6 protein-coding genes are annotated in these 7,105 nt (G+C 34.0%); 3 read left to right on the top strand and 3 right to left on the bottom strand.

Going from position 1 to position 7,105, the window contains the following annotated elements:
• Positions 1 to 132: 132 nt before the first annotated feature.
• Positions 133 to 903 carry a hypothetical protein gene (locus A5886_RS06085; RefSeq protein WP_086274124.1) on the bottom strand — a complete coding sequence of 257 codons (771 nt, stop codon included), beginning with the start codon at positions 901 to 903 and terminating at the stop codon, positions 133 to 135.
• 695 nt (positions 904 to 1,598) lie between these two features.
• Positions 1,599 to 1,769, bottom strand: a complete 171-nt coding sequence (locus A5886_RS15785) for a hypothetical protein (protein WP_179189983.1) — start codon at positions 1,767 to 1,769, stop codon at positions 1,599 to 1,601.
• 119 nt (positions 1,770 to 1,888) lie between these two features.
• On the opposite strand from A5886_RS15785, the gene A5886_RS06080 reads away from it, so the two are divergent.
• From A5886_RS06080 to A5886_RS06070, 3 genes are read left to right on the top strand one after another with little or no spacing between them, the layout of a single operon-like run.
• Positions 1,889 to 2,800: a class 1 isoprenoid biosynthesis enzyme gene (locus A5886_RS06080; RefSeq protein ID WP_086274123.1), complete on the top strand. Its 912-nt coding sequence runs from the start codon at positions 1,889 to 1,891 to the stop codon at positions 2,798 to 2,800.
• 46 nt (positions 2,801 to 2,846) lie between these two features.
• Entirely contained in the window at positions 2,847 to 4,802 is a 1,956-nt protein-coding gene (locus tag A5886_RS06075; protein WP_143353766.1) for a sensor histidine kinase, read from the top strand.
• A gap of 5 nt (positions 4,803 to 4,807) precedes the next feature.
• On the top strand, positions 4,808 to 5,386 hold the full coding sequence (locus tag A5886_RS06070; protein WP_086274121.1) for a response regulator transcription factor: 579 nt from the start codon (positions 4,808 to 4,810) through the stop codon (positions 5,384 to 5,386).
• A gap of 284 nt (positions 5,387 to 5,670) precedes the next feature.
• On the opposite strand, the gene A5886_RS06065 is transcribed toward A5886_RS06070, so the two are convergent.
• Positions 5,671 to 7,104: a 6-phospho-beta-glucosidase gene (locus tag A5886_RS06065; RefSeq protein ID WP_086274120.1), complete on the bottom strand. Its 1,434-nt coding sequence runs from the start codon at positions 7,102 to 7,104 to the stop codon at positions 5,671 to 5,673.
• Between the last annotated feature and the right edge of the window lies 1 nt (position 7,105).

Raw genomic sequence — 7,105 nt, 5'->3', positions numbered from 1 at the left:
ATATAATAATAATACCATCAGTTAAAAAATCACGATTTTCTAACTGCTTTAAGTCCTCTTCAGAAATTCCATATTTTTCAATTACTTTCTTTAAAGCCTCTTCTTTATGATGGAATTTTGATTTTATCATTCTTATAAACCAAAGCAACCTACTACAGCCGCAGTCGATGTACCAGCTAATGCGACTGTACCAGCAATACACGCAACACAAACTTTAACCAATACAACCGAAGCACAAGAACCTGCACACATAATATAAAGTGCTGTTGCAGCAAATGTGCCAATTCCTAATACTGTCGCAAGACATGCAGCATTTCTCGAATTAGGGTTATTGAATGCCGTTCGAAGTGCTTCTAAACTCTCTTCAAAGACTTCATTAGATACAAACTCAAGTTCTGTAATTTCGTTTCTAACTCTTTGGCCGTCTATATAAGAAGTAAATTGAAATGTCCCATTAATAGATTCAGTTAAGGTAGTTTCTTGATAAGAAAGAACATTTAAATTCAAATCATAAATGATAGTAAGGTTACTAAGTTGGTTATACCCTTCGCCAATAATTGGAATGACTACACTAATAAATTCGTTATCATCATCTTTCAATTCATGTGCTGCTAAATTATCTATATCTAAATTTTCATGTGCAACTTGTATGGTAAAATTGCCTTGTTCTAAATCCATTGAAAATACGCTTTGAATATTTGCTGACTTCATATCACTAAGCTCAATCATAGATTCGTCTAAAACAAGCATCTGTTCAATATTTTGTGTCTCCTGAATATTCAAAGGGCTTTTTTCATGTGCATTCACAACTGTCCCAGGTGATAAGATATTAATCATAATTGCAATTATTATGATTAAAGCAACTTGTTTCTTTAACGAAGTAATACAGTTTTTAATTTCCATTATAATCGTCCTTTCGATTTATCAATTTTTTAGCTCAAGTTCGCACACCAAATCCAGCAAATAAGCATTCATATATTTAGGCAAGCAATCTACAATTTAATCAACTGACATTCTATTATTTATTCCATTCGACTAGAATTTTTATCAGTAAAATCAAGTAGAATTTGTTTTATCCTACTAGCTCAATATTATAACTAAATCAGTTGTAGTTACGGCTGTGGTCTTCTTTCGACAAGTTCAAAAGATAATTGTTAGCTTTGAAAAACACTTCGATATCACATCGGTCTCCATAGATTTTAACAATGCCTTTAGAAAACAAAGTCATGTCAGAAAAAATGATCGCTAACCATTCGGAACTTTTGTTGTAGTTCTGAACGAAGACGATTTTGAAAGCCTGCTGGTGTGAAAATACACTCGAATCGAAGAAATACCGATACCGCTCGAGTAATCACGGATAGCCCTGTTCAAATAAATCCGAGTGCCTTTACATCTTGACGTTGTATAAGTACTTGGACTTCTATTTTTGGGACATTTACCTAAATGCTATCCATATTTCCGCCTCCTCTCATTTGACAATAAATTGTTGACATGACTCCTCTATTTATAAACAGTACAAGAGTTAAACATATTGGTGCATTAATACCTATTCCTATTTAAACTTAATAACCATTGAACCATTCAAAGATATCGCATTTTTATCTCGGCCATGTATTTCTTGATATTGATTTTCCATAAATATTAAAGCTATTGCTTCCAGCTACAGATAAATATTCAACCTTTGGTGAAACTTGTTGAAGAGTGATCTTACTTTTTTGATTCTCGATAAACTCAGTTCTAAATTTCATCCATTTTTCTTCGTTTTTCATTGAAATCACCTCTTTATTTGATATAATTATTATAATTCCTACAATTTGTAGAGTATATAGGTACATTGTGCAATTTTAGACTTGCATACTGTATTTAAAATCACAAAAGGAGAGAATGAATGACAGAAAATATCACAAATCCCAATGAAAATGATGGGCTTGTCCAACATATTTATAACTTGCTAAAGCAAAATGAGATCATCCAGCGGTACAACGACAAATTCGATATAGATTTACTTGAACAGTTATCTTTTTGCAACCGATTACAAAAATTTTCGTGGGGTAAACTATTCAAAGTAATCTATGAGGCTTCCTCAGATTCCGAAGAACCAATTAAAGATTCAATTCTCTTAGCCTTAGAAATGTTTGGTCTCGCAATCAGAATATTTGATGATGTCATTGATTCCGATGGGCCTTTAAAAGGAAGCTTACGTTCTGAAACATGCCAAATTTTATCAATGGAACTCTTAATTCAAAGCTTTTATTTACTATCAGATAATGACATCATTCCTTTTGATACGTTACAACAAGCATTGTCTTCTCAATTTTATGATCATTATTATCAAGAAAGAAATATTATCACAACAGTAGATGATTACTTTGATAAAATCATTGGCAAATCTACCTTTGTTTTTATTTTCTATTTTTCTCTTTTATATCCAGACAACAATGATTGGAGAAAGATTGCTTCTAACATAGGCACTGTTTCTCAAATCAAAAATGATTTATATGATATTTTTTCCGATAATGCAATAGAATGGAAACATAATTCTTTACCTTATATTCTTTTAAACAGCATCACTAATAACAATTCTCTTGACTCTATAAAAGCCACAGAGAATCTTTTGGAAAAGTCCGAAAACAAACTACTACAGCAAATATTTTTTGAAAGTGGCGCCTTCGATTTTTGTATACAAATTATTGACGAAGAAAAGCAGCAATTCGAGAAGCATTTAAAAACTATGTTATCCAAAGAGCAAAGAGTACCATTCATAACATACTTAGAAAGGATTCGATTCTTTGATTTTTAAATATCGACTGCTCATATTCACGCTGATCATAAGCGTCTTTTTTTATTTGAGAGAAATAATTAGTCATAATTTACTAGAAAATGGTACTTTTCTTCTTTTATTACCTTTAATCATTTCTTTTTGTTTGATCGCCATATTCACTCTGATTGAAACAGTTGATAAAAAAACAAGTGTTTACTTTTTTCTGATATTGTTCTCAATTTCTACATATATGCAAATTGACTCTCTTGAATATCTTGAAGAAAATATAGTTTATATAAGAGTGATTCAAAACATTTTATTTTCTATTGGTAACATTTTATTTTTAAGCTTTTATTTCAAATTTTCCCTTTTTAGAAAATCTGATTTCATCATAAAAACAAAACGAAATGCTATTATTTTAATAATCATGATGTGTATTTTATCAATGATTGTAGCCAGAATTGAATCAAGTTTGATGTACCTTTTGTCATTAAGTAATTTACTTATTACTTTGATTACTTGTATATATGCTTTTTGGAAAGAAAGATATTTTTTTAATATTCGAATGCTGCGTGAACAAAAAATCATTTTATCTGGGTTTTGCTTCTCTTTTTTTCCTTTTATTTTGTTCTACGGCTTATTTGCACGCGTTTTGCCAAATTACCTTTTAAACACATCGCTTTATTTTATGGTGTTTTTCCCCATTTCTATTATGTATACCCTTATAAAAAGAAACCAAATATCATTCAACTTTCGTGAAATCCTTCTCCATTCTTCTTTAGCGATTCTGGCTATAAGTATCTCTTTACTATTGATCAACCTTGTATTACAAGGAAACATTCTGACAATCATTGATCTATGCATCATTCTTCTGGTTACCAGCTATAGTTATTATGAGATTGGTGCTTACATCAAACGATGCAACCAACGAAAGATTCAATCACTCCACGATGAATTCCAGTTAGAGCGAGATAATCTATACAGAGAGCTTAGTTATACCGAATTTAATGAAATTGCCAAGAATATGCTCAACGAAGTCATACTGAATAGATTTTATTGCAATGACTTTTTGCTTTTTAGATATAAAGACAGTCAGTATTCTATTTTAGGAAACGCAGGAACATTAAAGAATATCTCAATGAATACAAAACAATTTCATGAGATGACTTCTGAATTGCCAACTTACTTTTTTAACCAAAAAGAATTTTTTAAATTGTATCTGGATAATGACGCTGATTACTCAGTTGCCTTCATATACAATAGAGGCACTGGCAAACTTTCAGACAATGAAGCGAAATCTTTGCTGTCTATTATTCAGCTTAATTTGACTGTAAGTGATTTGGGGTCAACTATGTACGATCTTTCAACATTAAATGATTTACATAAAATGAAAAATCAAAGTAGGCACTATACTAAAACTACAACTGAGATCTTATACTCTGATGTGACAAATTATATACACGATGACATTCTACAAAATATTTTTGCACTGAAAAAAATTGCCGAAGTTATTCAAACGGAAGACAATCAATACAAAAACTTGTTGATTGAAGGTTTTTCTGACCTTGCATCAGTGCTACGAGAAAAGATTTTCTTTCTATATCCTAGCACTTTATTAGATATCCCGATTGAAGACAATTTATCCCAATTATGTAGGAAACTATCAAAAACGCACTTACATTTTCCAATTGAGTTTGACTGTCCTCAGAATATTTATATTGAAAACCAGCTGAAGTTTATTCTTTTCCGCAGTATCCAAGAAGTCTTAACAAATGCCTGTCGGCACGCAAATGCTTCCCGTATTCAACTAAGCATCAAGCAAACCTATTTCCATATCATAGCCACGATTTATGATAATGGAATAGGCTTTGACAAAAGTCAGCTGAAAGAAATAGAATTCTCCGAAAATCATCACGGACTACTTTCGGTTGTTCGTGATATAGAAACAGCCAAAGGTAATTTGATGATTTCATCGGATGAAAAAATAGGAACAACGATTAAAATTCAAATCCCTCATTCTGTAAGTGAGGTCAGGAGTTGATTGAAATGAAAGTTTTTCTACTAGACGATCATGAATTATTTGCGAAAAGTTTAACGATTGCACTCTCAAGTTTTGAGGTTGAATTGGATACTTATAGCAACTATTCTTCCCTATTGGACACACTTCATCATGATGAACCAGACATTTTTTTATTGGATGTTCAGTTGAAAGAAACCAATGGGTTCGAAGTTGCCGCATCACTACTAGCAAGTGATCCAAATAGAAGAATTATTTTTTTATCTGGGTTTGAAGGTTCGTATCACTTGAACAAAGCTTTCGAAATAGGTGCAAAAGCTTATTTAAATAAAGATATTTCAGTTGAAATTTTAATAGAAACAATTGAATCAGTTTACTTAGGAGAAGTATTTTGTTTTGAATCAGGCAATGTCCTTTCAAAAAGAGAGATTGCTGTATTGGAGTTAGTTGCAGAAGGATTGATTCAAGAAGAAATTGCTGAAAAATTACTCATAAGTCGGAGAACCGTCAATAATCATATTCACTCTATTAACAATAAATTAGGCGTAACCTCATCTTTGTCTTCTGTAATTAAAGCAATCAAAGACGGAATTATTGTGTTGAAATAACTATTTAGGAACTGACATTTTGCTATTTTGAGTAGAGGATTGATAATTTCAGGTATATGTAAATGATTTATATGTACTGAATAACGCCAATTTACATTCTAACTCACACGCTCGGAGTCGCAACGAGTGAACAAGAAAACCCCAACCTATTCGCAGTAGGTTGGGGTTTTGTGTTGCTTTGTATCAAATCATATCATAAGTATACCATAGCATAAAATTCTTTGAACAACAATCCAACGGCAGTCCCTAATCCATCAAGGAGAATCGGGACTGCCGTTATTTGTTTAGTTATTTGATAAGTCTTCGCCGTTTGATGCAATGACTTGTTTGTACCAATCAAATGATTTTTTCTTGGTCCGTTTCAACGTGCCGTTGCCTTCATTGTCACGATCCACATAGATGAAGCCATAGCGTTTCTTCATTTCACCTGTTCCGGCAGAAACCAAGTCAATACAGCCCCATGTCGTATAGCCTAACAAATCAACACCGTCTTCTTCCACGGCTTCTTTCATCGCTTGGATATGTTCAGCTAAATATTGGATGCGGTAATCGTCTTCCACATAGCCGTCAGCATCTGGTGTATCCACAGCTCCTAAGCCGTTTTCAACGATGAACAATGGTTTTTGGTAACGGTCATAAATATCATTCATGGTGATTCGTAAGCCCAATGGGTCAATTTGCCAGCCCCATTCGCTTGCATCCAAGTATGGATTTTTGACAGAAGCGAAGATATTGCCTGCGGTTTGTTCTAGCAATTCTGCATCTGTGGTCGATACCCGTGATGAATAGTATGAGAATGAGATGAAGTCAACCGTGTGGGCTTTCAATAGCTCAAGGTCGCCTTCTTCCATTTTGATTTCAATGCCGTTGCGGGCCATTTCTTTCAATGCATATTGTGGGTATTCGCCACGAGATTGAACATCGATGAAGAAATAGTTTTCGCGGTCTGCTTGGCGAGATGCCCAGACGTCTTCTGGTTTGCTGGTGTATGGATAGTATGCACCTGCAGCTAACATACAACCAACTTGGTTTTCAGGATCCACTTCATGGGCAATTTTCGTTGCGATCGCTGAAGCCAGTAATTCATGGTGGGCCGCTTGATATTTGACTTGTTCGACATTGTCGCCTTCTTCAAAGTACAGTCCAGCTCCCATAAATGGTGCATGCAAGATCATATTGATTTCATTGAAAGTCAACCAGTATTTTACCAGGCCTTTATAGCGATTGAAAATGGCATGACACAGGTTTTCGTAGAAACCAACTAGTTCACGTGAGCGCCAAGCTCCGTATTTTTCAACCAAATGCATTGGACAATCGAAATGTGTGATTGTAACTAATGGTTCGATACCATATTTATGACATTCTTTGAATAAGTCTTCATAGAATTTCAAGCCTTCTTCGTTTGGTTCTGTTTCATCGCCTAATGGGAAAATTCTGCTCCATGCGATAGACAAACGATACGTTTTGAAGCCCATTTCGCCGAATAATGCGATATCTTCTTTGTAACGATTGTACATATCGATCGCTTCTTTGGCTGGATAGAAATGTTCATCATCAAAATCAAACATTTTCTTTTGTCCTGTGATCACTGGGAAGCGATCTTCGCCGATCGGTACGACGTCAACGTTTGCTAGGCCACGTCCGCCTTCTTGGTAGCCGCCTTCACATTGATTGGCAGCTGTTGCGCCGCCCCATAAAAAGTCTTTTCTAAATGCCATT

The organism is Candidatus Enterococcus testudinis (genome assembly GCF_002140915.1).
Classification (GTDB): Bacteria; Bacillota; Bacilli; order Lactobacillales; family Enterococcaceae; genus Enterococcus_D; species Enterococcus_D testudinis.
The sequence above is the reverse complement of the archived record's forward strand: the minus strand, read 5'-3'. Positions and strand labels throughout refer to the sequence as shown.